Annotated in this window: 22 protein-coding genes, 2 tRNA genes, 1 other RNA gene and 1 other annotated feature; of the genes, 7 read left to right on the top strand and 18 right to left on the bottom strand. The window is 38.5% G+C overall.

Translation table 11 applies throughout. The features are described 5' to 3' along the window. Positions 1-87: 87 nt before the first annotated feature. From dnaX to tadA, 3 genes are all read right to left on the bottom strand, one after another. Positions 88-1,773, bottom strand: a complete 1,686-nt coding sequence (gene dnaX, locus ACZ5R4_RS13550; protein WP_109983459.1) for a DNA polymerase III subunit gamma/tau — start codon at positions 1,771-1,773, stop codon at positions 88-90. Between the two features lie 178 nt (positions 1,774-1,951). Beyond that, positions 1,952-2,217, bottom strand: an RNA gene (gene ffs / locus ACZ5R4_RS13545) — signal recognition particle sRNA large type. A gap of 77 nt (positions 2,218-2,294) precedes the next feature. Beyond that, entirely contained in the window at positions 2,295-2,801 is a 507-nt protein-coding gene (gene tadA / locus ACZ5R4_RS13540; RefSeq protein WP_109983458.1) for a tRNA adenosine(34) deaminase TadA, read from the bottom strand. Positions 2,802-2,928: 127 nt separating this feature from the next. Between tadA and ACZ5R4_RS13535 the strand changes: the two genes are divergently transcribed. Continuing rightward, entirely contained in the window at positions 2,929-3,450 is a 522-nt protein-coding gene (locus ACZ5R4_RS13535) for a cysteine hydrolase family protein (RefSeq protein WP_109983457.1), read from the top strand. Positions 3,451-3,539: 89 nt separating this feature from the next. Further along, on the top strand, positions 3,540-4,829 hold the full coding sequence (locus tag ACZ5R4_RS13530; protein WP_109983456.1) for a glycoside hydrolase family 18 protein: 1,290 nt from the start codon (positions 3,540-3,542) through the stop codon (positions 4,827-4,829). A gap of 66 nt (positions 4,830-4,895) precedes the next feature. On the opposite strand, the gene ACZ5R4_RS13525 is transcribed toward ACZ5R4_RS13530, so the two are convergent. Continuing rightward, a complete protein-coding gene (locus tag ACZ5R4_RS13525) occupies positions 4,896-5,330 on the bottom strand; it encodes an RrF2 family transcriptional regulator (RefSeq protein ID WP_054860850.1) in 435 nt (144 codons plus the stop codon). 186 nt (positions 5,331-5,516) lie between these two features. Here ACZ5R4_RS13525 and hmpA point away from each other — a divergent pair, with 186 nt between their 5' ends. Beyond that, positions 5,517-6,743, top strand: coding sequence for an NO-inducible flavohemoprotein (gene hmpA, locus ACZ5R4_RS13520; RefSeq protein WP_109983455.1), 1,227 nt, complete (start codon positions 5,517-5,519; stop codon positions 6,741-6,743). A 51-nt stretch (positions 6,744-6,794) separates the two neighbouring features. Here hmpA and acsA read toward each other — a convergent pair whose 3' ends face one another. From acsA to ACZ5R4_RS13500, 4 genes are all read right to left on the bottom strand, one after another. Continuing rightward, positions 6,795-8,513 (bottom strand): acetate--CoA ligase, encoded by a 1,719-nt coding sequence (acsA, locus tag ACZ5R4_RS13515; protein WP_109983454.1) that lies wholly within the window; start codon positions 8,511-8,513, stop codon positions 6,795-6,797. A gap of 302 nt (positions 8,514-8,815) precedes the next feature. Then, the gene (locus ACZ5R4_RS13510) at positions 8,816-9,802 is read right to left on the bottom strand and encodes a 3-oxoacyl-[acyl-carrier-protein] synthase III C-terminal domain-containing protein (protein WP_054788592.1); all 987 of its coding nucleotides are present in this window, start codon (positions 9,800-9,802) and stop codon (positions 8,816-8,818) included. Between the two features lie 70 nt (positions 9,803-9,872). Then, positions 9,873-10,226, bottom strand: coding sequence for a hypothetical protein (locus tag ACZ5R4_RS13505; protein WP_054860849.1), 354 nt, complete (start codon positions 10,224-10,226; stop codon positions 9,873-9,875). Positions 10,227-10,374: 148 nt separating this feature from the next. Next, positions 10,375-10,833, bottom strand: coding sequence for a GNAT family N-acetyltransferase (locus tag ACZ5R4_RS13500; protein ID WP_054860848.1), 459 nt, complete (start codon positions 10,831-10,833; stop codon positions 10,375-10,377). 127 nt (positions 10,834-10,960) lie between these two features. Between ACZ5R4_RS13500 and ACZ5R4_RS13495 the strand changes: the two genes are divergently transcribed. The 4 genes from ACZ5R4_RS13495 to ACZ5R4_RS13480 all read left to right on the top strand — a co-directional run bounded on the left by ACZ5R4_RS13495 (position 10,961) and on the right by ACZ5R4_RS13480 (position 13,091). Next, positions 10,961-11,557, top strand: a complete 597-nt coding sequence (locus ACZ5R4_RS13495; RefSeq protein ID WP_109983453.1) for a bifunctional transcriptional activator/DNA repair enzyme AdaA — start codon at positions 10,961-10,963, stop codon at positions 11,555-11,557. Further along, positions 11,526-12,020: a methylated-DNA--[protein]-cysteine S-methyltransferase gene (locus tag ACZ5R4_RS13490; RefSeq protein ID WP_109983452.1), complete on the top strand. Its 495-nt coding sequence runs from the start codon at positions 11,526-11,528 to the stop codon at positions 12,018-12,020. The genes ACZ5R4_RS13495 and ACZ5R4_RS13490 overlap by 32 nt, the downstream gene beginning before the upstream one ends. A 28-nt stretch (positions 12,021-12,048) precedes the next feature. After that, complete coding sequence (locus ACZ5R4_RS13485) at positions 12,049-12,696, top strand: endonuclease III domain-containing protein (protein WP_054860845.1); 648 nt, start codon at positions 12,049-12,051, stop codon at positions 12,694-12,696. A gap of 92 nt (positions 12,697-12,788) precedes the next feature. Beyond that, entirely contained in the window at positions 12,789-13,091 is a 303-nt protein-coding gene (locus tag ACZ5R4_RS13480) for an antibiotic biosynthesis monooxygenase (RefSeq protein ID WP_054860844.1), read from the top strand. Between the two features lie 11 nt (positions 13,092-13,102). On the opposite strand, the gene ACZ5R4_RS13475 is transcribed toward ACZ5R4_RS13480, so the two are convergent. From ACZ5R4_RS13475 to gyrA, 10 genes are all read right to left on the bottom strand, one after another. Beyond that, positions 13,103-13,175, bottom strand: a tRNA-Arg gene (locus ACZ5R4_RS13475). 88 nt (positions 13,176-13,263) lie between these two features. Then, positions 13,264-14,085 (bottom strand): pyrroline-5-carboxylate reductase, encoded by an 822-nt coding sequence (gene proC / locus ACZ5R4_RS13470; protein ID WP_054860843.1) that lies wholly within the window; start codon positions 14,083-14,085, stop codon positions 13,264-13,266. A gap of 160 nt (positions 14,086-14,245) precedes the next feature. After that, a tRNA-Ser gene (locus ACZ5R4_RS13465) sits at positions 14,246-14,338 on the bottom strand. 101 nt (positions 14,339-14,439) lie between these two features. After that, complete coding sequence (gene serS / locus ACZ5R4_RS13460) at positions 14,440-15,714, bottom strand: serine--tRNA ligase (protein ID WP_109983450.1); 1,275 nt, start codon at positions 15,712-15,714, stop codon at positions 14,440-14,442. Positions 15,715-15,822: 108 nt separating this feature from the next. Beyond that, positions 15,823-16,041 (bottom strand) — a binding site (T-box leader). Continuing rightward, positions 16,042-16,632, bottom strand: a complete 591-nt coding sequence (pdxT, locus tag ACZ5R4_RS13455; RefSeq protein ID WP_054788580.1) for a pyridoxal 5'-phosphate synthase glutaminase subunit PdxT — start codon at positions 16,630-16,632, stop codon at positions 16,042-16,044. Positions 16,633-16,651: 19 nt separating this feature from the next. Next, positions 16,652-17,536 (bottom strand): pyridoxal 5'-phosphate synthase lyase subunit PdxS, encoded by an 885-nt coding sequence (gene pdxS, locus ACZ5R4_RS13450; RefSeq protein ID WP_054860841.1) that lies wholly within the window; start codon positions 17,534-17,536, stop codon positions 16,652-16,654. 119 nt (positions 17,537-17,655) lie between these two features. Beyond that, a complete protein-coding gene (locus ACZ5R4_RS13445) occupies positions 17,656-18,993 on the bottom strand; it encodes a serine hydrolase (RefSeq protein ID WP_464367500.1) in 1,338 nt (445 codons plus the stop codon). A 210-nt stretch (positions 18,994-19,203) separates the two neighbouring features. Further along, positions 19,204-20,676: an IMP dehydrogenase gene (guaB, locus tag ACZ5R4_RS13440; protein WP_054788578.1), complete on the bottom strand. Its 1,473-nt coding sequence runs from the start codon at positions 20,674-20,676 to the stop codon at positions 19,204-19,206. Positions 20,677-21,075: 399 nt separating this feature from the next. Then, complete coding sequence (locus ACZ5R4_RS13435) at positions 21,076-22,158, bottom strand: HD-GYP domain-containing protein (RefSeq protein ID WP_464367499.1); 1,083 nt, start codon at positions 22,156-22,158, stop codon at positions 21,076-21,078. A gap of 10 nt (positions 22,159-22,168) precedes the next feature. Further along, the gene (gene gyrA / locus ACZ5R4_RS13430) at positions 22,169-24,640 is read right to left on the bottom strand and encodes a DNA gyrase subunit A (RefSeq protein ID WP_464367498.1); all 2,472 of its coding nucleotides are present in this window, start codon (positions 24,638-24,640) and stop codon (positions 22,169-22,171) included. Between the last annotated feature and the right edge of the window lie 36 nt (positions 24,641-24,676).

Here is a 24,676-nt window from a genome sequence, read left to right as displayed (position 1 = left end):
GGAAATCCCTCCTAATTATTGTCTATTATCTTTTTCATCACTAACCATCAGCAGAAATGAAGTTACTACTACTAATGGAAGTCTTTCTTATTCACGAATTTCTAACAAATCCTCACCAACTAGCTTCCGTGCCTGTTCGATCATAGGATCTTCCGGTTCTGGTTGACTCTCATCATCATGAGTAGAACCACCTTGATCCTTTTGTTTTCTAACATATTCCTCTCGTAATGTTAGCCAGTTTTCTTCAGGTATTGGTACAAATGTCATATCAGTACCGATTACTTCCGATAGTACTAATTCTATCGTTTGTTTATGCTCTAGCGCAAGTGAACAGTGTATTTCATAACGAAATGCTAAAATAACGGCATTATCAGAAGCTGCGCTTGGCTTACTATTTTGAATGGTAGCATGGGCTGGTGCACTTTTTTGTTTTAGAGAGTCCATAAAGCTTGGCCAGCCAGCCTTTGTTTTCTTTAGCATATCTTTAGACGCTTCAGCTAGGATGTTTCGAATTCGATCATACGGTATACTATATGATTTGCGACCTGCTGGAGCGCTTTTCTTCGTTGGTTGAGTTGTTTCTTGTTGTTGATGTACTTGTTTAGGTAATTCTTTTAATTTATTTTCTAGTTCATTTATTTTCTGTACCAGTTTATCATATTCTAAGGCTTCTTGCTTTCCTTCTTGTACTGGTTGCTCACAAATTTTCAAAATGGATATTTCAATAAATACCTTCGGGCTATTGGTCCACTTGATTTCCTGCTGGCATTGGTTCAATTCTTTAATGGCAAGTTGAATCCAGTCCGCACTGATCTTTTCCGATAAGGCGTTAAATGCTTCATCAACAATTGCACGTTCCAAAACATTTTCCAAGGAAGGAGATGTCTGATATAACAAAAGGTCTCGCAAATAATAAATGAGGTCAAAGACGAATCTACCCGGGTCCTTTCCTTCCTGTATCAGTTGATCTATTTCAAGCAAAGCTTTTTGCACATTCTTTTCATACATTGTCGTAACTATGGAGGTTAGCTTCTGCTGGGAGACAGAGCCTGTAACAGCTAGAACATCCTCCATCACCACTTGACCATCACTATAGGAAATAGCTTGATCTAATAAACTTAGCGCATCTCGCATCCCACCTTCCGCGGAAAGTGCGACAGCTTCTAGAGCCTCTTGCGCTACATCGATCTTTTCCCTTTCCATGATGTCCTGCATCCGTTTAACCATTGCAGACTGAGAGATTCGTTTAAAGTCAAAACGCTGACATCGTGAAATGATGGTTAATGGAATCTTGTGTGGTTCAGTGGTAGCTAGTATGAAAATAACATGCTTCGGTGGCTCTTCTAATGTTTTTAATAATGCATTAAAAGCCCCAATAGATAGCATATGTACTTCATCAATAATATACACTTTATAAGAAACAGCACTCGGGGCATATTTGACCTTATCACGGATATCTCGAATTTGCTCCACACCGTTATTAGATGCTGCATCAATCTCCACAACATCAGCAATAGAGCCATCCTGAATACCTTGACAAGAGGCACATTCGTTACAAGGTTCTAGAGCTGGTCCGTTCTCACAATTCACTGCTTTAGCAAAAATTTTGGCAGCACTTGTTTTACCAGTACCTCGAGGACCAGAAAACAAATATGCATGGGTAAACTTATCCTGCATGATCGCATTTTGCAACGTACGTGTAATATGAACTTGTCCCACTACATCTTCAAAATTCTTTGGGCGCCATACGCGATACAGTGCTTGATATCCCATTATCCATGATCCCCTTCTATGTTTAATAACTCTTTATATTGTAGCAAAAACTGCGGATAAAAACGAGTATGTATGATTAGATAGACTCAAAGTCCTTTTTGCAATGCTGCTCTCCATAAGGTAAATAGAAAGCCTCTTGTCGAGTAAACAAGAGGCTGCATATATACATTCATTAACGCCGTGCACCAAGCTTCGATGGCATTACCCTAAGCGTTACTTAAGTTGATAGCTCGACCCAGGCTTCCCTGCGGCACACAGGAAGGTTCGCTTAATGCTGCTTCCTTCCGGACCTGACATGGTTCACGAGTTCCTGTTGCGCAGGACCCGAGCGTCAGCACTACTCCCTTAAGGCAGACCTTAAAATAATGACACCTCAGCAAGGTATTCAGTCTCGCTATAGCGGATTGCGAGTACAGGGCACCGCTACCTCCCCACCTAGCACGGCAAATTTGCTAATATTTTTAATTGCGCTAGTAAAGCGCATTTATTAGTATAACTTGTTCTATAAAAAAATGCAATGGTTATCCATTGTTAGTATCTTCCTCGCTAGCCAGTTTTGTCTGTTTCTTTTCCTTTTTCTTCTGTCTAAGCTGTTTAAAAAAGGTGGTTAAAAGTTCGCTTGATTCAGCCTCCAGCACACCTGCTGCCACTTCAACTTGATGGTTAAAGCGATCATCCTGCAATAAATTCACTATTGAACCAGCACATCCTGCCTTTGAATCTCTTGCACCATATACTACTCGCGGAATACGAGCTTGCAATATTGCGCCTGCACACATCGGGCAAGGCTCTAATGTCACATATAAGGTGCATTTCTCTAGTCTCCAGCTGCCAACTATCTCATTGGCTTTATCTATTACAAGCATCTCTGCATGGGAGCTTGTGGTTTGTAATTTTTCTCTTAAGTTAAATGCAGCTGCGATTACTTCATCCTCGTATACGAGAACAGCACCAATCGGAACCTCTCCTAGAACCGCTGCCTTTTGAGCCTCCTCTAATGCCCGTTCCATAAAAAATTGATCCTTCATCCAACCCCACACTTTAATAAATGATTACTATTACTATGCAGGAAAATGAGACAAACTGCAAGTATGCATCATTTTTAACAAAAAAGGGTATGTTTGATTATAGAATGCTTAGAGATGAGGTGAATAAATGAAGGATTCAGCTGTATTAATAATCGATTTAATTAATGATTTTCATTTTTCAGAGGGCGACCTCCTTTTAAATGAAACAAAGAGAATCCTGCCTAACATTAAGAGGCTAAAGCAATATGCTAAAAAACATAGCCTTCCTATTATATATGTCAATGACCATTATGATACGTGGGAAACAGATTATAAAAAAATTGCCGATAAATGTAAAAGCGAAACAAACCAGGACATTATTGCAGAGGGGCTCCCATCAAAGGAAGATTATTTCCTAATTAAACCAAAATTATCTGGATTTTTCCGTACCACCTTACCATCCTTACTCGAGCAACTAGGGATTAAACACTTAATCATTGCTGGAATTGCCGGAAATATATGTGTCCTTTTCACCGCAAATGATGCTCATATGCGTGGATACACTTTGCATGTTCCGGAAAACTGCATTGCGTCCAATACACGAATTCATAATGAAGAAGCCATCAGACTTATGGTCAAAGTAATGAAAGCCAAAACAGATCCAATCTAGTGTTCTATTTCTCCTTTCCTATCATATCGTAAAATGAGAAACCATTCGCGAAGAAACAACGATATTTCTTGAAGAGAGGAGAGCTTTCTGTGCAAATATATGTTGTAAAACAGGGTGACACCTTGAATTCCATAGCCAACCAATTTGGTATAACCTATCAATTAATCGCTTCCGCCAATGAGCTAGATCCACAGCAATCACTAGTCGTTGGTCAGGCACTCGTTATTCCGATATTTGGTCGATTTTATACCGTTCAATCTGGTGATAGCCTATATACTATTGGTCAACGATTCGGTATTTCTGCTGCTGAATTGGCTCGGTTAAATCAATTGAATCTATATCAACCTCTTACACCTGGAACTACCATCTATATACCAGAATCCTCAAAAACAGAAATTGAAGTAAATGCATATATCGAACCAACTGGCGAAACCGTTTCGGAAACACTAGAAGCAGCAGCAAGAAAGCATAGTCGAAATTTAACCTATCTCGCGCCATTTTCTTACCGTGTGACACGAGAGGGAAATCTCATCCCACCACCATTAAACCAGTTTGCTGCTATTGCTAATGAGAACCAAGCTTTACTCATGCTTGCCATCACAAATTTAGAAGAGGGAGCCTTTAGTGCAGAGCTTGGGAGAATTATTGTGACAGATCAACAGGTACAAAATCAATTGCTCGATCAAATTATTCAAACAGCACAACAGGTAGGGTATGGAGATATTCATTTTGATTTTGAATTTTTACCACCAGAAAATCGTGAGGATTACAATAACTTCTTAAGAAAGGCTACGGAGCGATTACATGCTGAAGGTTTACTTGTTTCCACAGCACTTGCGCCAAAAACAAGCGCAACGCAAGAAGGAGCCTGGTATGAGGCTCATGACTATAGGGCACACGGCGAAATTGTCGATTTTGTTGTTCTAATGACCTATGAATGGGGTTACAGTGGTGGACCTCCGATGGCAGTATCACCGATCGGACCCGTTACAGATGTAGTAAACTATGCCCTCACCGAAATGCCAGCATCCAAAATTTTATTAGGACAAAATTTATATGGTTATGATTGGACATTGCCATTCGAGCCTGGGGGAGAATTAGCCAAGGCAGTTAGTCCTCAAGAAGCCATTGCATTAGCCCGAGATAATAATCAAGCCATTTTATACGATCAAGAAGCACAGGCACCTTATTTTTTCTATCAGGATCCACAAGGGAATCGCCATGAGGTATGGTTTGAGGATGCTAGATCGATACAAGCAAAATTCGACTTAATAAAAGAAAAGAATCTGAGAGGAATCAGCTATTGGAAGCTAGGCTTAGCTTTCCCACAAAATTGGTTATTACTAGAAGATCAATTTCAAATAAAAAAGAATATGTGATATCCATCCGTGGGGAGTTTTTAATTCTCCACGGATATTTTTTTTAAAAGAACAGCCCAAAAACAACTAATCCATATCCATTAACAAACGTAATTCATCGCTATTCTCCACTAAATCCTCTAGAGTATATTTATCTAACACAAGGAAAAATGCCGCCATTGCTTCTGATACGACATGTCGGAGCTGACATACTGGTGTGATGACACAATGATCCGTACCACTATCAAAGCAATCTAATAAATAAAAATCATTCTCCATCAAGCGAATGACCGCTCCAATATTAATCTCTTTTGGGTCCATTGCTAGCATAATTCCTCCATTACGTCCTCTAGTTGTTTCAATATACCCATTCACACTTAATTGATGGACGACCTTGCGAATATGCTCGGTAGAGATGAAGAAAGTATCGGCTATCTCATTGATACTCGCCTTTTCTCCTCTTTTAGAAGCTGTATATATGAGCACACGTAGTGCATAATCGGTATATTTTTTAAGCCGCATAATAAGCCCTCTTTTTCATTTTAATTACCATTAAGTCTACACACAATCTGCTAGCAATGACAAGAAATTGCTACAATGCTGTAACAGAATTGTCATACTTCGGGCCTAATAGTGGTTGGAATACCTCTTAAAACATTATACAATTAAACATGTATAGAAAATACATGTTTTAAGAGGAGTGTTTCGATGGGCACGTCAGTGAGTGAAAAATTAGACCAAAAAACAATCGAAATCGTAAAATCTACGGTTCCTGTATTAGAGGAGCATGGGCAAGCGATTACTTCAGAGTTTTACAAATTATTATTTACTAATCATCCGGAATTAAAAAACATATTTAACCAAACCAATCAAAAAAGAGGAAGACAACCACAAGCTCTAGCCAATGCTGTCTATGCTGCTGCAGCAAATATTGATCAACTAGAAAATATACTACCAGTAGTTATTCAAGTCGGTCACAAACATCGAAGCCTAAATATTCAACCAGAGCATTATCCGATTGTTGGGGAAAATTTATTAAAAGCGATGAAGGCTATTTTAGGAGATGCTGCTACAGATGAAATTCTAGAAGCTTGGGCAAAAGCTTATCAAGTAATCGCTGATGTCTTTATTGATGTGGAAAAAGGGATGTATCAAGAAACAGCAGAGCAAAAAGGTGGCTGGACTGGTTATCGCGATTTCACTGTCTATAAAAAAGAAAAAGAAAGTGATGTTATTACTTCTTTTTACTTAAAACCAATGGATGGTGGGGCATTGCCAAGCTTTGAAGCTGGTCAATATTTAACCGTAAAAGTAAAGGTGCCTGGTATTCCTTATACTTGCCAACGCCAATATAGCCTTTCTTGTAAACCAAATGAAGAATATTTTCGAATTAGTGTGAAAAAGGAACCTGCTATTTCGGAAAATCCAGCTGGTGTAGTATCCAACTTTCTACATGATCATATAGAGGAAGGCCATACAATAGCAGTTAGTGCACCAGCAGGCGATTTTGTTTTAGATAATGAAAGGAAGCCACTTGTCCTCATTAGTGGTGGTGTAGGATTGACTCCATTAACTAGTATGCTAGAGACCGTTGTGGAAACACAGCCAGAAAGAGAGGTTTACTTTATCCATGCTGCGCAAAATGAAAAAGTACATGGCCTAAAATCAGCAGTTCAAAGTATTGCAGATCAACACGATAATGTGAATACTTTCACAGTTTATGAGAATCCATTTGATCCTGCATTATGTGATAAAACTGGGTATATTGATCTCGATTGGCTTCGATCTATTATCCCGACTAAAGATGCTTCCTTCTATTTCTGTGGACCTGAGCCTTTTATGAAAGCAATTTATCAGGCATTACAAAAATGGGGCGTAAACGAGGGTCATCTTAACTTTGAATTCTTTGGACCAAAAGGGGACTTAGCAAGCTAAGGATGACAAAATCCGGAGCTTATCTTCATTTAGATAAGCTCCGGATATTTTTTATTCTTCTAATGTAGACGTATCTCCTGTCGGAAGTCCAAGCTCCCATGACTTAAGAAGTCGGCGCATAATCTTTCCACTTCTTGTTTTCGGTATACTATCTTTTATTTCAATTTCACGAGGAGCAGCATGTGCACTTAACCCTGTTTTGACAAATAGACGAATATCCTCTAACAATTCATCACTTGCTTCATAGCCAGGATTTAGTGTAATAAAAGCTTTTATGATTTCTCCACGCTCAGGGTCTGGCTTTCCAATAACCCCTGCTTCTGAAACCGCTTGGTGCTCAATTAATTTACTCTCCACCTCAAATGGTCCTACACGTTCTCCAGATGTATTAATCACATCATCTAAACGACCCTGGAACCAGAAATAACCATCCTCATCCATATACGCACTATCTCCCGATACATACCAGTCATTAATAAAATAGCTTTCATATTTCCCAGGATTGTTCCAAATAGCACGCATCATAGATGGCCAGCCTTTTTTAATTGCAAGGTTCCCCATTTGATTTGGAGGTAGCTCATTTCCCTCATTATCAACAATTGCTGCATCTACACCTGGAATTGGTTTCCCCATAGAGCCTGGGCGAATTTCCATACAAGGTAAATTAACGATTAACATAGCACCTGTCTCTGTCATCCACCAAGTGTCATGAATTCGTAAACCAAGTACGCGCTCACCCCATGTTATGACCTCTGGATTAAGCGGCTCCCCTACACTCATAATATGGCGTAAATGAGAGAAATCATATTGCTTCACCAACTCATCACCAGCACTGACAAATTTTCGTAAGGCAGTTGGAGCGGTATACCATATCGTAACCTTGTATTTTTCTAGCGTCTCATACCACGATTCTGGTGTGAAGCGGCCACCACGAATAACATTAGTAACCCCATTTAACCATGGAGCAAAAATTCCGTAGCTTGTTCCCGTTACCCAGCCTGGGTCAGCAGTACACCAATATATATCATCCTCTTTTAGATCAATAACCCATTTACCTGTTGCATAGTGTTGAATCATCGCATGGTGAACATGGTAAACGCCTTTCGGCTTTCCTGTCGAGCCTGATGTATAATGAATCAGCATCCCATCTTCTAAATCAACCCATTCAATATCGAAGGAATCAGAGGCATTATCGATCTCTTTTTCAAAATCAATGAATTTATCCCCATCGACATCTTGATCTGCATGGAACAATAGAACCTTTTCCAACTGCGGCAGCTCCTCTACAGGAACACGATCTAATAGCTCAGGAGTTGTTATGAGCATTCTCGCTTCACTATCCTCTAAACGATCTCGAACCGCTTGCTCCATAAATGCCTCAAACAATGGCCCTGCAATCGCTGCGACCTTAAGAATACCGAAAAAGCTTGCATAAAATTCAGGGCTTCTCGGCATAAAGAGAAATACACGATCGCCTTTTTCTATTTGATGTTTCTTTAAAACATTTGCTACTTGATTACTTTTTTTGCTTAGTTGTTCAAAGGTGATAGATTCTTCTCGACCCGGAGCAGAATATTGTAAGGCAATTTTATCTTTTTTCGTTGGATCTTCCGCATGCTTATCAATAGCTTCATAAGCTGCATTGACTTTCCCTGTTTTATACCAGCTGAATTCTTTCTTGATTTCCTCCCAATCGAAATCTTTTCTACTTGTTTCATAATTCTTCAAATTGTAGTTTCCTTGTCTTGCTGGAATCTTCGTCATATCCATCCCTATCACTCCTTAACAGTGTAAACGTTTGCAAAAATATTTCAAGTAAAGAACCTATAATCTATTGTATCGAAATCTTCTCAGAAAGCAAGGGGGGTAAATCCCATTTATTTCAATTTAATAGGATCCCCCCATGAAGCAAAACGTTATATAAGTGATGTTAGAAAAACTTGACTTATCTCGAAGTAGTAGCGAAAGCCTTAGTTTTACTTATACTTTGCACATTTCAAAATTTTCACTACGTCGAGTTTCTTCATGCAAAAATCTTATAATCTCTTAATGTGTAAAAAAACTGTTAATTTTTAATATTGATAAAGCATTGCCACGATTTGAAATCCAGATCCGATCGTCCAGAATAGTACATTGTCTCCTCTTTTGATTCGGCCAGACTTTATTCCTTCATATAAAGCAATAAAAGGACTACTCGTTCCTGTATAGGCATAAGTATCGCCTACATAGATTATTTTTTCTTGATCGATTTGATAATGATCTTGAATTTTAAGAATATTAGATAAGGCAAATTGTGAAAAACAGCATGCATCAATATCCTTTATCGATAAACCATTTCTCGCTAATAATTGATCAATCATTTTATAGGTCGGTGGTAAAGCAACATTTCCATCAAAAGGAAGCCAATTAATTGCTTGTACATCACTCTTACCTTTAACGGCTTTGGTTAATCCATGTGCTGGGTAATTAATCTTGTCCTTAAAGACAGAGTCTGTATGATAGCTAGCATCAATAAATCCTGTATTCTCATCGGTCTTCTCCAAAATGACGGCACAAGCTGCATCACCGTAATTAGCATAAGTAATTTCTTGTTCGGGATTAGCAATTAAAGAATTATAATCAGAGCCTACGATGAGTGCTGTATGTATATGTGGATTTGCGAGCATATATCTTGAAGCCTGCTCCACAGCCACTGTCATCCCTGCACAGTTTGCATTAGAATCCTTTATGATGGTATCATGATCTGCTTGAATCTCTGCATGGACATACATTGCATTTATCGGAAAGGTCGTTTCAGGAACCTGTGTAGAGAATTCAATATAATCTAGATCCTTCCCTGTCATTCCTGCTCTTTCTAAGACACGCTTTGTTGCTTCTAGAGCCATCGTAAGACCATTTTCCTCCACCTTGTCGATAACATATCTTTTCTCTCTTCCCATAACTTCAAGAAAATGCTGTATATCTCTACCCTTTTTCTGGAAATGATTTATATAAAAGTCATTTTCAATGACATGATTCGGATGATAAATATCAATTGCCTTGATTTTAATGTTTGGCACCATTAACTCCCCCCTTCTGATATAAGAAAAGTGCATACTACAAATACAGGGACCTTAACGATCCCTGTTTTTAAGCCTCTTCTATCTCAGCATTTCTTAGTCCAGCACTTTTAGCAACTCGAAGAAGTTGTAATTTTAAAGTTGGTTTTTTTTCTGTCACAAACACTACTTTGTGGAACCCTGAATTTTTATAAAGCTGAAAAGAGTGTTCGAGTAATGGCACCATTTCCTGTGTAATAACATTCATGTTCGTACAATCTACCTTCAGTGTGTAATCACTCGCTTCTACAGAACCTACTTTTGATTCATAATCTCTATGGAAATTTTTCGTTTGTTCTTCCGTAAACGTTCCTTCCACTTTCATGTTGATTGTTTTTGATTCCTTTTTTACCTCAATGATGTAGCTTCCTGTCAATGTTGACAATTCATCCTCTTCCTTTCTATGATAATAGACTTATAAAAATGTCCATTTTTTATATTAATAGGATAATAATCCTATAACATTTTAAATGATAAGGAAGAGAAGTAGGACTGTCAACTTATTCGCGACAAAGTTAACAAAAATTTAAAGATTATAACTTTAGCTTCATGCCTTCGTGTGTTGCGGAGAAACCTAGTCTTTGATAGAATTGTAGCGCTTCTGGCCGTTGTTTATCTGTTGTCAATTGTACTAAATGACACCCCCGTACTTTTGCCCTATCTATAGCATATTGAATTAACTTTGTGCCTATCCCTAACCCACGCACAGATGCTGATACTCTTACACCTTCAATCGTTGCTCGCCATCCTCCTTGATGCGTCAAATATGGAGTAAAGGTGATTTGTTCGACCCCTATCACCTCATTGTCTCTGCAAGCTACAATTAGCTCATTATTCTGATCGGCAGAAATAGCCATAAAAGCATGCAGATAACACTCGGGTAATGGTAGTTCATAACGTTCTCTTTTGGAGCCTAATCGATCATCTGCCAGCATTGCAACAATTTTATCGAGATCCTGTTTTGTTGCCTCTCTTAACCTTACTTCCGCCATTAAAAGCACCTCCTCCTTTTATAATAATGGAAAACACAAAAAGCTTTTACTATATTGCTTTTCTATTCCAAAATACATTCATTTTGACGATTACCATTTATAATAGATGGTAAGAGGTGATATCAAAATGAGTAGAAATATTACGGATGAACAATGGAAGGCAATTATTGAGAATAATAAAGAATATGATGATCAATTCTTTTATGCTGTCAAAACAACGAAAGTATTTTGCAGACCTTCCTGCAAATCTCGTGTTCCGAACTACAATAATGTCACGATTTTTGATCGAGCGGAAGATGCATTACAAGCTGGCTACAGACCTTGCAAACGATGTAAACCAGGTGGATATCACCTACCTGATGAAGAATGGGTATGGCAGATAGAGACTTTTATAAAAGAAAATTATACTACTCATTTAACTTTAAGGGTAATTGCAGAAGGTTGCCACGGAAGCCCGTTTCACCTACATCGAGTTTTTAAAAATAGAAAAGGGATGACTCCAATCGAATATTTACAACGAAAGAGAATCGAGAAAGCGATGAAATATTTGTTAGAAACAAACTGGTCTATTCGTAGAATTGGGGAATTAATCGGACTTCCTAATCCTTCTCATTTCGCAACATTATTTAAAAAATATACGAAGCAAACACCAAGAGAATTTCGAAAAAGAAAGAGGAGCGAGGTGTTGATCGATGAACATTTATTATGGAATGATAAGGCATGAAGGTTGGTATTTTTATATTGGTGCAACGAACAAGGGGTTATGTTTTGTTGGTTCACAGGATAAAGGATTCACTGAGCTAGAAAATTGGTATAAGAAAAATAGACCGAATACAAAACTTATCAAAAACGAGCCCTTCGTTCAATCCTATGGTCGTCAATTAGTAGAATATTTAAATGGAAGTCGCCAAAAATTTGATTTTCCATTAGACTTAAAAGGGACGGATTTTCAAACTACTGTCTGGACGGAGCTTGGGACCATCCCGTTTGGAGAAACCAAATCCTATACAGATATTGCAATTCGTATTGGAAAACCGAAGTCTGTTCGTGCTGTAGGTAGAGCGGTTGGATTAAACCCCCTTCTAATCGTCATTCCTTGTCACCGTGTCCTTGCAAAAAATGGACAACTTACTGGGTACCGTGGTGGTCTAATGATGAAAAAAAGATTGCTCGAATTGGAAAAATGAAAAAAGTTTACGCTAGGGGAGAATCTATATGGAACAAGACTATCTACTACTTTATAAAACATTATTTGATCATTATGGTCCACAAAACTGGTGGCCAGCAGACACCCCTCTTGAAATGATGATTGGTGCGATACTTGTTCAAAATACAAACTGGCGAAATGTCGAAAAAGCACTCATAAAGTTAAGGCCATATTTGGGTGCTGAAGCTCTCGATCGATTACAAGAGGAAGAGCTTGCACAGCTGATAAAACCAAGCGGATTTTTCAATATAAAGGCGAAACGAATAAAGTCATTCATTCAATGGTGGAAGCAATACAATTTTTCCTTAAATAGAGTTAAAAAGCTGGAAAAGGAAACCTTAAGAAAAGAACTACTAAATGTTCACGGTATAGGTAGGGAAACTGCGGATGTGATGCTACTTTATGCCCTAGATAAGGCTGTATTTGTTGTGGATGCATATGCTAGAAGGATCTTTTACCGAATCGGATACGATATGCCTAACTCCTATGACCAATTTAGGCTGGAGGTAGAACAGACTTTTCCTGAGAAACTAGATGTCTTTAATGAATTTCACGCACTACTAGTCGAGCATGCTAAGCAATACTGTCGAACAAGACCACTATGTGATAAATGTCCTTTATCTTCTATTTGTAAGAAACGAGTGGAGGGAGATTAAACGACTAGTACGAAGAAGTCCGCAATTAGGAAGAAATCTATCAATCATAACTATAGTAGAATGAAGGCAAATACGTTGAAGGGAGAATTTGCATGAATTCAAATAAAGTAATAATAGCTGGGTGGTATACAGTAGAAGCAAAGAAGCGAGATGAAGTGGTGGAATCTTTTGAAGATTTAATAAAAAGAGCTCGACAAGCTCCAGGCTGTCTCGACTTGGCGATTACTGCTGATCCAATTGATCCTACACGGATCAACAACTTTGAATTTTGGGAATCTGAGGGAGACTTAGAAGCATGGCGATCTGTTGCAAATCCACCAAAAAAGATATCGCCTATTATTGAAATAGAAATGCAAAAGCATGAAATTAAACAATCCGGACCACCGTTTAATTAATAAACAAATGACGGCCCTAGCAGGATTCGAACCTGCGACGCATCGTTTAGGAAACGAACGCTCTATCCCCTGAGCTATAGGGCCATTATCTATCATTCAAAAAAACTAACATTGTTATTATATCTAGAAATAGAAGGAGAAAGCAAGGCATAAACAAGCCTTGCTTTCTCCTTTATTTCTCAAATAAGCTACGCAATTCCTTTGATTTATCTGTAGCTTGTTCAAGGCAATTCATTACTGCTTTTTGGAAGTCATGGGAGGCTAATGCCTTGAGACCAGCTTCTGTTGTTCCACCTGGACTCGTTATTTTTTCACGAAGAGTCTTCGGTGAGTCACTTGAGGTAGCTAGCATCTGTGCAACACCCTTTAACGTTTGTGTCATAAGCTGTTTGGCCACCTCTTTATCAAGCCCTTTTTCTATAACAAATTGCTCCATTGCTTCTACCATATAATAATAGAAGGCTGGTCCACTTCCTGCAAGGGCAGTAAAGGCATCCATCTCTTCTTCGTTTATTACAGTAGTTGTTCCAATCGCATGAATCAAGGTTCTAACAAGCTCTATTTGTTCCTCGTTCACATTGTTACCACTCGCTATAGTCGTAGCAGATTGCCCGATCATAGCAGAAGTATTTGGCATTACACGAATCACAGGATTATTGGTCCCGATCTGCTTTTCCATATAGCCCGTAGAAATACCAGCTAATAAGGAGACAATTATCTTATCTTCTGTTAAAAATTCACGTATTTCTGCAGTGGCTACTTTCACATCCTTTGGCTTCATTGCAAGGACAATAATCGTCCCTTGCTCTATCGCTGCTTGTTTATTTTGGGTTGTCTGAATCTTATATTTGTGCTCTAGTTCTTGTAATCGGTCCTTATTAGAATGATTAGTTGCGATTATTTGCCTAGAAGGGACAATTTCTTTGGCAGTCATTCCTGCAATTATCGCTTCTGCCATTGATCCCGCTCCTAGAAAGGTAATGGTTTCCTTCATCATGGTTCACCCTTTTTCCTATGTATATGACACTCATTATAAGCGAAAATAGTGATCGACAACAATCATTTAACTTAGAGAAAATCTCTATAAACGTATAAAAGAATCGTTACAATAACGATTCTTTTACTATATAATCTCCAATTTTGTGTTCAATTAATGGCGGAGGAGGAGGGATTCGAACCCCCGCGGGCCGTGAAGCCCCTGTCGGTTTTCAAGACCGATCCCTTCAGCCAGACTTGGGTACTCCTCCATATTTTGCTGACGACAAGTTATAATATAACATAATCAAAATAATGAGTCAATAGTGAAATTCGTCTACCTCCCATTTTTGATGGAGGTAGACAAACATGCTTACTTGATTACTGTTTTCCCACCCATATATGAAACTAAAACCTCTGGAATAAGAACACTGCCGTCCTCTTGCTGATAATTCTCTATGATCGCAGCAACTGTACGTCCAAGTGCTAATCCTGAGCCATTTAATGTATGGACAAATTCTGGCTTGCTTTTTTCATCACGACGGAAGCGAATACCAGCACGTCGAGCTTGAAATGCCTCAAAATTAGAACAAGAAGAGATCTCGCGATAGGTATCATTACTAGGCATCCAAACCTCGATGTCATACTTTTTCGCTGCTGTAAAGCCTAAATCAGCGGTACACATGCTCATTACTCGATATGGGAGCTTGAGCAATTGTAATACCTTCTCCGCATGGCCAGTTAGCTCCTCTAACACCTGATAAGAATCTTCTGGCTTGACGAATTGTACAAGCTCTACCTTGTTAAATTGATGCTGACGAATAAGTCCTCTTGTATCTCTCCCAGCAGATCCAGCCTCAGAACGGAAGCTTCCACTGAAGGCTGTAAATTTTTGTGGTAAATCCTCTTCACTCAAAATATCATCACGGTAATAGTTCGTTACAGGCACCTCGGCAGTTGGAACGAGAAAATAGTCCCAGCCCTCAATTTTAAAGGCATCCTCTTCAAACTTAGGTAGCTGACCTGTACCTGTCATACTTGTACGATTCACCATGTATGGTGGGAGCATTTCTTGATAGCCATGCTCATCTGCATGTAGATCCATCATAAAGTTCATTAAGGCCCTTTCGAGTCTTGCGCCTAAGCCTTTATAAAAAACAAATCTACTTCCAGTTACCTTGGCTGCTTTTTCAAAATCTAAAATGCCTAAATCAGTCGCAATGTCCCAATGGGCTTTTTCATCAAATTCGAAGCTTGGAGCCTCTCCCCATGTGCGAACCTCCACATTATCATCTTCTGTTTCACCGATTGGCGTAGATTCATGTGGAATATTCGGAATGGATAGCATTATTCCCTCGAGCTCTTCCTCCACTTGCTTTAATTCTTGATCAATGGATTTAATTCTATCGCCAACCTCACGCATTTCTACAATTTTATCATCTGCATCCTTTTTTTCTTTTTTCAATAAAGAAATCTGTTTAGATACTTCATTTCGCTTTGCCTTCAGCTGTTCCGTTTCGGCAATTAGATCTCTTCTTTTTTGGTCCAAATCACCAAAGCGGTCAAGATCAGTTAAATCTTCACCACGATGGGCTAGCTTTTGTTTTACTTCCTCATAATGATTACGTAACATTTTTCTATCTAACATAGTTATTACCTCCTAAAATTAGTGTAGAGTCTCTTAACAGTAAGGAAAAAAAACCTACTGAAAACCACTCTTTATCTATACAAAAAACTCCCATCCCTATAGTAAAAAAATAGGGACGAGAGTTTACCCGCGATACCACCCTGATTGGAGAAAAATAGCTTCTCCCAGCTTGATTAAGAAAATAACGGCTTCCTAACCGGATATATCTACTATAGCTTCAATATATCGCTCCAGGATGGATTCTCCCTTTTCTATTACTAGTTCACACCAGCCACTAGCTCTCTTTTAAATAGAAATAAGGATACTATTTCCTATCAACACTTTTTATTAATTGGCAATAGCTGTTTTTGCCTCTTTTACCATCTCGATAAAATAGCCTGTAAGACGATGATCATCCGTCAATTCTGGATGAAAAGCACTACATAGTAGATGACCTTGCTGTGCTGCTACCACCTTACCATCATAGGTTGCTAAGACGTTCACATTTGGTCCAACCTCTACAACATAAGGTGCTCGAATAAATACTGCTTCAAAGTCTTCAGCTACACCTTTGATTTCTAATTCTGCTTCAAACGATTCCTTTTGTCGACCAAAGGCATTTCTTTCTACCTTCATATCCATTAAGCATAGATGGGCATTTTCCTGGCCTACGATTTCCTTCGACAATAGAATTAACCCTGCACATGTTCCAAAAATTGGCTTACCTTGTTGTGCAAAATTCATTAATGGTTCAAGGAAATCATATTTATCGATTAAACGTCTCATCGTCGTACTTTCTCCACCAGGTAAAATTAAGCCATCTATCTCAGCTAATTGTTCCTTTTGTTTAATGACCATACCTTCAGCACCAGATGCTTCAATCGAACGAATATGCTCTCTAATCGCCCCTTGTAGGCCTAAAACACCTATTTTAAGCATTTTTCTATCTCCTCACTTATTACCAACCACGATCTTGCATACGTTGTTCAGGAGCAATTGTACTAATTTCCAAACCTTTCATTGCTGTACCAATACCTTTGGATACTTTTGCAATTAATTCATAATCTTCATAATGAGTGGTTGCTTCCACAATTGCTCTAGCAAAGTTAGCAGGATTGTCTGATTTAAAAATACCTGAACCAACGAAGACACCATCTGCGCCTAATTGCATCATTAATGCAGCATCAGCCGGTGTTGCAATGCCACCTGCTGCAAAGTTTACAACAGGAAGACGACCATTTTCTTTAATATCTAATAGTACTTCATATGGTGCACCTAGTTCCTTCGCATATGTCATGACTTCGTCATTGGACATATGCACTAATTGACGAACCTGTGCATTTACTTCACGCATATGACGTACAGCTTCAACGATATTACCAGTTCCTGGCTCACCCTTTGTACGAAGCATGGCAGTACCTTCTCCAATACGACGAGCAGCCTCGCCTAAATTACGACAACCACATACAAATGGAACGGTATATTCCTTTTTATTTAAGTGGAAAACTTCGTCAGCCGGTGTTAATACTTCACTTTCATCAATATAGTCAACACCCATCGATTCTAACACACGAGCCTCTACGATATGGCCAATACGCGCCTTTGCCATAACAGGTATAGTAACAGCATTCATTACCTCTTCTACAATTGTTGGGTCTGCCATACGTGCTACTCCGCCAGCAGCTCGAATATCAGACGGTACTCGCTCTAATGCCATTACCGCAACAGCACCAGCTTCTTCTGCGATCTTCGCTTGCTCTGCATTGACAACGTCCATAATAACGCCGCCTTTTTGCATTTCTGCCATACCTCTTTTTACTCTATCTGTTCCTACTTTAGACATGATTGTTTCCCCCTAATAAGATTTGCCTATCCTTAAATTTCATCCATACGAATCAGTTTATACTTCTTTTATTATATAACAAAAATTTAACAAATGCCAAGTGCTTAAGTTGGGATACTTTAACTAAAGAGACCTTTTACAAAATCGACAATAGTTGAAAAGATATTTCCAAAGAAGTCACCGATCGCCTCTAATGTGAGCATGAACCAATTAGACTTCTCTACTGCTTTTGAAGCGACCAAATCTACTGTTTGTTCATTATCTCCTTGTAGATAAGCATTTTCCCCTTCTCCCTTATATTGGAGAACTACTTCACCAAGCTTTTCTCCTTTCTTGATAGGGGCAGTCAACGAACCATCTTTATTTAATTTCTTTTCATCTAATTGATAAGTAACCTCATATAGGTCTTCTTCGCCTTTTTTAATCATAGAGGTAATACTATCTTTTGCCTCTACCTCTACTTGATCTTTCTTCCCTTTTTCAACAGGAATAACCGATTCTCCTTCGATTTGATAGCCTTTAGGGAATAGCTCTACTTGATCGAATTGAGAGAAACCATATTCCATTAATTTTTTCGTTTCAGCGAATCGTTCCCCTTCACTGCTTGTCTTCATCACTACCGTAATGACGCGACGGTCACCTTGCTGAGCTGTTCCTGTAAAGCAGTATCCTGCCTCTGTGGTATACCCCGTTTTAAGACCGTCTACTCCTTCATAACCATATTGCGTAAAGTTATTATCCTCCCATGGTAACATCCAATTGAGGTTTTGCAATGGTCTTCCATCTAATTCAGAGCGCATTTTACTAGAGAATTCCAATGCTTCTGGATAGTCATTGATGAGATGATAAGCTAGCTTTGCTGCCGAACGAGCTGACATTAAATTATCGGCATCAGGCTTTGTTCCTTCTGGATAATTTTCTCCTAAGTCGGCATTGGATAGTCCAGTGGAATTAACAAATTGATATTCCGGAAGCCCCAATTCCTCCGCTTTTGCGTTCATCATTTTTACAAATTCTGATTCTGACCCTGCAATTAATTCTGCTAGGGCGATCGTTGTAGCATTATCGGATATAATCGACATTCCTTCATACAGTTGGCGAACGGTATATTGCTTATCTTGAATGAGTCCGATTCCAGAAAAAGTTGGGTTTGCTGATATACTATATGGATAATCACTAATCTGTGTAGTTGTCTCCCAAGTAATCTCTCCATTATTAATCGCTTCTAATACTAAGTATTCTGTCATCATTTTCGTCATACTTGCAGGAGGTAACATTTGATCTGCATTTTTTTCATACAGTATTTTTCCTGTATTGGCATCAACGACGATGGCAGACTCTGCATTTACTTCCACGGTTCCAGCTGCTTGCGTTTCAAAAGGTTTTATAGCAAATGTAGCCATTGCTATGGTTACAATCATTAATAGTATACTAATTTTTTTTGACAAATTTCTCACTATTTCTACCTCCAACAATTTTTTGCACGAAAACATTTTACCACAACTCGTACAAATAGAAAATAACGCTATATAATCATTCTTGAAATAGACACAATCAAAAACAAAAAAAACCTGTTTCCTTAGCAATATGAAACAGGTGTTAATCGTCGGTAAGCCCCCTCTAATGGAAGTCTCACTTAAGATTAGTTTTTTTATAGCAATGAGGAACTAGGATATGGAATAATTTGGTGATTCCTTTGTTATTTGTACATCATGTGGATGACTTTCACGAAGTCCTGCACCTGTCATACGAATAAACCTTGCATCTTTCCGCAATGCTTCTAAATTCTCCGCACCACAATATCCCATTCCAGAGCGTAAACCACCTAATAATTGATGCACTGTATCCGCTAAAGGACCTTTATAAGCTACCCGTCCCTCAATTCCTTCAGGCACTAGTTTTTTAGTATCATCAGATTCTTGGAAATAGCGATCTTTCGAGCCTGATTTCATGGAGGTAATAGAACCCATTCCACGGTATACTTTGTACCTACGTCCTTGATAAATTTCCGTTTCTCCAGGACTTTCAGATACACCAGCAAATAGACTACCTAGCATAACGGCATGTGCACCTGCGGCAATAGCCTTTGCTATATCTCCAGAATACTTAATTCCACCGTCTGCAATGACTGGGACATTATATTTAGCCGCTTCTGTTGCACAATCATTAACAGCTGTAATTTGAGGTACTCCTACACCTGCCACTACGCGAGTCGTACAAATAGAACCAGGACCAATTCCAACTTTAATAATGTTCGCACCTGCTTCGATTAATGCTCTTGTTGCTTCAGCTGTAGCAACATTACCTGCAATGATATCTAACTCTGGATATTTCTCACGAATCACCTTTACCTGATCAATAACCCCTTTGGAATGCCCGTGCGCTGTATCTACGACGATCACATCCACACCAGCTTCCACAAGCTTTTCGATTCGTAACATGGAGTCACCCGTTACCCCAACAGCTGCACCAGCCAATAATCTACCTTGCTTATCCTTTGCAGAGTGTGGGAATTCAATCACTTTCTCAATATCTTTAATCGTAATAAGCCCTTTTAAGACTTTATTTTCGTCTACTAATGGTAATTTTTCGATTTTATGCTTTTGTAGAATTTTACTTGCTTCCTCTAAGGTTGTCCCAACTGGAGCTGTCACTAAGTTCTGACTTGTCATTACATCTGCAATTTTAATTGAATAGTCCTCTATAAATCGGAGATCACGATTCGTTAAAATACCAACCAATACTTGATCTTTTTCATTATTTACAATAGGCACACCAGAAATCCGGAATTTAGCCATTAAATGCTCTGCATCAAATACTTGATGCTCTGGTAGTAAGAAAAATGGATTGGTAATCACACCACTTTCAGAGCGCTTAACTCGATCTACCTTTTCGGCTTGCTCCTCAATCGACATGTTTTTATGAATAATACCTATTCCGCCTTGTCTTGCCATCGAAATTGCCATTTTTGCTTCTGTTACAGTATCCATCCCTGCACTGATAAATGGAATATTCAATGTAATGTTATCCGATAGCTTTGTTTGAACAGATACCTCTCTTGGTAGAACATTAGACTCTGCTGGCATTAGCAATACGTCATCAAACGTTAGACCTTCTTTAACAAATTTGTCTTCTCTCACAGATAGACCTCCTTCTTTTAATTGGGAATTCTATTAGAAAAACTCGCATTCGCTCGTCTTTTAGCGAATGCCTAGTTTTTCTTATACTTAGTACCTTAAAATCTCTGCTACATCGAATTTCTACTGCGTAGAGATTTTTATACTTTCTTAACATATAAAACGAGGAAAAATCAGTTTTCCCTTTGATGGAAACTAGTGAAAACTAACGGTAATTGAGGGTTTTCTTCCTAAACTATTGTTATTTACAATACGACATGTTCATACGTTTTTCAAGCCTTTTTTCGGGTGAATAATCACCATAAAATTTAAAACACAACAAAATCAATGATGTAAGAGTTTACATGTTTGAATAAAAAAATAGAGCTGATCATAAAATCAACTCCTTACTCTTCCTTGTCTCTATTTTAATATCTTTTCAATAAATAACGTTGGTTTGTCTTTTAATGAAATGATTTTTGCATCCTCTACAAGTTGAACCACTGGTCTAACAGGTGTGTCTCTTTTGATCGATACAATGAGAGCTTCCTTCCCATTGGATAATAAGACCCTTGTTCCAATGGAATAGTAAAAAAAAGAATCTACGAATACTTGTAAAATAGTCGCATCCAATTTATGCTGCGAAAGCTTTAGCATTTCCTCCACCACTTTGAATGGTGACTGCTTCCTTCGGTATAACCGTTCCGATGTCATTGCATGATACGTATCAGTTATCGCAATTATTTTAGCATATAGATGAATTTCATCACCCTTGACACCTAATGGATAACCACTTCCATCCCCCCGCTCATGATGCTGTATGATTCCAAGCTTCACATCCTCACTTAATGAAGTTATATGCTCCACTAAACGATAGGAGAGTGTCGGATGATGCTTCACCTCATCGTATTCTTCTACAGTTAGCTTATCTTCTCGATGAAGAAAAGCTGGATTCAATTTGGCCATTCCACAATCTGCTAGTAAACCGGCAAGTCCGACTTTGTCCCATTCTTCTTTATATCCTAATTTTTTGGCTAAATAGGCTGAAATTAGTGCGATAGATATACCATGATGATAGAAATAATCTTTCTTTGAAGCATATTCATACAATAAAAAGAGATCCAAGGTTATTTTATCTACAAGCTCAAACAATGGTGTCATAAGTGTAGTTAATTCCTGTATATTAATCGACACACCAGTTTGCCAATTCGTAAAAAATTGCTTATAATGCTTCACTGCTTTCAGGTACAGTCTTTCAAAAGCCATTTCTTCTCTCTTTTTTTCTAATTGCTTTTCCCCTATCTTCTCTGGTTGAAAATCTAATCCTGTCACTAACTTGCTTGAGACTTCCACAGTAGAGATTCCAAAGTTTTTTAGTAACTTTATGTGATGTTCCTCAATGACTGTGTTACTTTCAATAATCGGATGATCGGATTTACCAATTACCGGCTCTAATACTATACATCCTGGGACTAACTGCTTTGGATGCACCTGCAATCGGATCACAACCCTTATCTTAATTTTCTTCTTGCACTTCTCCTTCTTCTTCGGAATCTTCCTCAGGGTCAATCTTTGCAACAGTTGCTACTTTTTCCTCTTCCTGTAAACGAATTAATCGAACCCCTTGTGTATTTCTTCCAGTTGTAGAGATACCCTCGACCTGCATTCTGATTAAAACACCAGAAACCGTCATAATCATAATATCTTCTTCGCCTGTGACTGTTTTAACGGCAATTACCTCTCCTGTTTTATCTGTAACATTACAGGTAAAAATTCCTTTACCGCCTCGGTTTGTTCTACGATAATCCTCTACAGGTGTACGTTTTCCATAACCATTTTCGGTTACATTTAGGACATAGTAGCCATCCTCAATAATTTCCATGGATACTACCTCATCATCATTTCGTAGAGAAATACCTTTCACACCTGCTGCGGTTCGCCCCATAGATCTTATTTGTTCTTCCTCAAAGCGAATAACATAACCATTTCTCGTACCGATTAAAATATCCTTCGTTCCATCTGTTAATCGAACCGAAATTAATTCATCATCATCTCTTAAATTTAAGGCAATTAAGCCACCTCTTCTAATATTAGAAAATTGTGTTAAAGAGGTTCTTTTGGATATACCGTGTTTTGTCGTAAAGAAGAGATACCAATCTTCATGGTATTCCGATACCGTAATCACTGCATTAATCCATTCACCTTGTTCAATTTCTAATAAATTAATAATCGGAATTCCTTTTGCTGTTCGATTAAATTCTGGGATTTCGTAGCCTTTTGCTCGATAGACCTTCCCTTTATTAGAGAAAAATAGGACAGTGTCATGAGTAGAGCATGATACTAGATGCTCGACAAAGTCATCTTCATTTGTGCCCATCCCTTGGATACCTCGTCCACCTCTTCGTTGTGCTCGATAGGTTGATGCTGGGAGACGTTTAATATAGCCACGATGGGTCAAGGTAATGACAATATTCTCTTCAGGAATTAAATCTTCATCCTCAATTAAATCAATGCCACCACTGACAATTTCGGTTTTTCTCTCATCATTATAGCGTTCTTTAATTTCGATTAATTCCTCACGAATGATTTCTAAAATCTTTTCTTCATTGGCCAAAATAGCCTTCAATTCTTCAATTAATGCTTTAATCTCTTGATATTCTTCTTCGATCTTTTCTCGTTCTAAACCAGTTAGACGTTGCAAACGCATATCTAAAATAGCCTGAGCTTGTTTTTCAGAAAGCTTAAATTCATTCATTAAGCCTTCTCGAGCTATTTCTGTCGTTTGAGATTGGCGAATTAACGCAATGATCGCATCAATATGATCAAGTGCAATACGTAACCCTTCTAAAATGTGGGCTCTTGCTTCCGCTTTGTTTAATTCATATTGAGTTCTTCTTGTGATGACTTCTTTTTGGTGTTCTAAATAATATTGTAAGCATTGCTTTAAGTTCAACACCTTTGGTTGTCCATCCACAAGTGCTAGCATATTAATACCAAAGGATGTTTGTAATGATGTTTGTTTAAAGAGATTGTTTAATACCACATTCGGATTGGCATCACGTCTTAATTCAATCACAATTCGCATCCCTGTTCGATCCGATTCATCGCGTAAATCAGTTATTCCCTCAATGCGCTTATCTCTTGCTAAGTCGGCAATCTTCTCAACTAGTTTCGCTTTATTCACCTGATAAGGAATTTCTGTCACAAGGATTCTAGCTTTCCCATTCGCTTGTTCCTCTATTTCCGTTTTGGCTCGAAGCGTGATCGCACCTTTTCCTGTTTCATAAGCTCTTCTAATTCCGCTTCTCCCTAGAATTTGCCCTGCTGTTGGGAAATCTGGCCCATGAATATATTCTTCCATTAATTCAGAAATAGTGATTTCAGGATTCTTACTGATGGCAAGAATAGCATCAATCGTTTCTCCTAGTTGATGTGGTGGGATATTCGTTGCCATCCCAACTGCAATACCTGATGCACCATTCACTAATAAATTCGGAAATTTAGCAGGTAACACCTTTGGTTCTTTTTCTGAGCCATCATAGTTATCCATATAATCAATCGTATTTTTATTAATATCTCGAAGCATTTCCATCGATATCTTGGACATACGTGCTTCTGTATAACGCATCGCCGCTGGAGGGTCACCATCTACCGATCCAAAGTTCCCGTGACCATCCACTAACATATAGCGAAAGCTAAAATCCTGTGCCATTCTAACCATCGCGTCATACACAGCAGAGTCCCCATGTGGGTGATATTTACCTATAACATCTCCAACAATACGAGCAGATTTTTTATAAGCTTTATCTGCATGCATACCTTGGTCATTTAGTGCATATAATATTCTACGATGGACTGGCTTTAACCCATCTCTTACATCAGGAAGTGCACGGGACACAATAACACTCATGGCATAATCTAAAAAAGATGTCCGCATTTCTTGTCCAATATTTATTTCTTGTACTTGTGGACGTATATTATCCACCATAAATCATTACCTCCTATTCATTGCAGGAACAAAAGC

It is taken from the genome of Gracilibacillus sp. JCM 18860 (assembly GCF_055395245.1).
Note: the sequence above shows the minus strand (reverse complement) of the source record. Positions and strands in the feature narration are given on the sequence as shown.

Excerpts from the sequence above, each read along its gene's own strand:
- serS (WP_109983450.1), bottom strand. The coding sequence starts at position 15,714 with ATGTTAGATAGAAAAATGTTACGTAATCATTATGAGGAAGTAAAACAA.
- acsA (WP_109983454.1), bottom strand. The coding sequence starts at position 8,513 with ATGGATATGACGAAGATTCCAGCAAGACAAGGAAACTACAATTTGAAG.
- proC (WP_054860843.1), bottom strand. The coding sequence starts at position 14,085 with ATGAAGGAAACCATTACCTTTCTAGGAGCGGGATCAATGGCAGAAGCG.
- ACZ5R4_RS13495 (WP_109983453.1), top strand. The coding sequence starts at position 10,961 with ATGAGTAGAAATATTACGGATGAACAATGGAAGGCAATTATTGAGAAT.
- ACZ5R4_RS13535 (WP_109983457.1), top strand. The coding sequence starts at position 2,929 with ATGAAGGATTCAGCTGTATTAATAATCGATTTAATTAATGATTTTCAT.
- ACZ5R4_RS13500 (WP_054860848.1), bottom strand. The coding sequence starts at position 10,833 with ATGGCGGAAGTAAGGTTAAGAGAGGCAACAAAACAGGATCTCGATAAA.
- pdxS (WP_054860841.1), bottom strand. The coding sequence starts at position 17,536 with ATGTCTAAAGTAGGAACAGATAGAGTAAAAAGAGGTATGGCAGAAATG.
- tadA (WP_109983458.1), bottom strand. The coding sequence starts at position 2,801 with ATGAAGGATCAATTTTTTATGGAACGGGCATTAGAGGAGGCTCAAAAG.
- ACZ5R4_RS13525 (WP_054860850.1), bottom strand. The coding sequence starts at position 5,330 with ATGCGGCTTAAAAAATATACCGATTATGCACTACGTGTGCTCATATAT.
- dnaX (WP_109983459.1), bottom strand. The coding sequence starts at position 1,773 with ATGGGATATCAAGCACTGTATCGCGTATGGCGCCCAAAGAATTTTGAA.
- hmpA (WP_109983455.1), top strand. The coding sequence starts at position 5,517 with ATGGGCACGTCAGTGAGTGAAAAATTAGACCAAAAAACAATCGAAATC.
- ACZ5R4_RS13480 (WP_054860844.1), top strand. The coding sequence starts at position 12,789 with ATGAATTCAAATAAAGTAATAATAGCTGGGTGGTATACAGTAGAAGCA.
- ACZ5R4_RS13490 (WP_109983452.1), top strand. The coding sequence starts at position 11,526 with ATGAACATTTATTATGGAATGATAAGGCATGAAGGTTGGTATTTTTAT.
- ACZ5R4_RS13485 (WP_054860845.1), top strand. The coding sequence starts at position 12,049 with ATGGAACAAGACTATCTACTACTTTATAAAACATTATTTGATCATTAT.
- pdxT (WP_054788580.1), bottom strand. The coding sequence starts at position 16,632 with ATGCTTAAAATAGGTGTTTTAGGCCTACAAGGGGCGATTAGAGAGCAT.
- gyrA (WP_464367498.1), bottom strand. The coding sequence starts at position 24,640 with ATGGTGGATAATATACGTCCACAAGTACAAGAAATAAATATTGGACAA.